The sequence below is a fragment of the Streptomyces calidiresistens genome, from assembly GCF_014141525.1.
Taxonomy (GTDB): Bacteria; Actinomycetota; Actinomycetes; order Streptomycetales; family Streptomycetaceae; genus Streptomyces; species Streptomyces calidiresistens.
This window is the reverse complement of the sequence record NZ_VKHS01001307.1, coordinates 1-936: the sequence shown is the minus strand read 5'-3', so window position 1 is coordinate 936 and position 936 is coordinate 1. Positions and strand designations below refer to the sequence as shown.

General features: G+C 74.7%; 1 protein-coding gene. It reads right to left on the bottom strand.

Annotation, left to right across the window (positions count from 1 at the left end; genetic code table 11):
• Positions 1-936, bottom strand: a 936-nt coding sequence (locus FOE67_RS27025; RefSeq protein WP_228474352.1) for a phosphopantetheine-binding protein, incomplete at both ends; no start/stop codon positions are given.

The window sequence follows — 936 nt, the reverse complement described above, 5'->3', positions numbered from 1 at the left end:
GGCGGGAGGGGGAAGTCGTCGAGCCGGTCCCACCACCAGGCGCGGTCGGCCTCCCACTGCTCCGTTCCCGGCAGGTCGCCCAGTGCGGTGACGTAGTCGCCGAAGTCGATGTCGAGGGGGGCGAGGACCGCGTTGTAATCCGAGACCAGCGCGAACAGGTCGCGGTAGAAGACGCCCGAGGACCAGCCGTCGATGATGAGCAGGCTGGCGGAGGAGTGCAGCCGTGCGGTGCCGTCGGGCAGCAGGGTCAGGCGCATGTCCAGCCCGCAGCCGGTCGAGGGATCGGGCCCCTCGGTGCTCATCTCGTGCCGGATCCCCGCGAGCCGTTCCGCCGCCTCCTCGTCCGGGAGGTCGCGCAGGTCCTGCACCCGCAGCGGCGGCGCCGCCTCCGGGTCGTCCGGTGGCAGGATCCGCTGCCGGCCGTCGGGCAGGATCCGGGCCCGGAGCACGGCCTGGTGCTCGGCCAGCCGCTCCAGGGCGTCCCGCAGCGCCTCGGGGGCCTCCTCGGGGTCGGGGTCGATCAAGCCGATGTCCACGTAGTGGTGGGCCGAGCGGTAGGACAGCTCCCACCCGCCCTGCTGACCCACGAAGTACCCCTGCTGGAGAGGAAGGAGCGGGAACGGGGCCCCGGGATCCTCGCGACGCCGCAGCTCCAGCGGAAGGGGGCGGGCGGCGCCGGTGGCCGAGGCGTGTTCGTGGACCAGGGCCGCCAGGTGGGCGGCGCTGTGTTCGACCCGCACGTCCGCCAGGGCGAGCGCGACGCCCAGGCGCTTGCGCAGCAGGGCCGCCATGCGAACGGCCAGGACCGAGTCGCCGCCCAGGGTCAGGAAGCCGGCGTCGGCGGGCACGGAGGCGAGGTCGGTCTCCAGCACGTCGGCCCACACCTCGCGGACCGCGCGCACCAGTTCGGGCGGGGCCCCGGCGGGGGTGCCGATG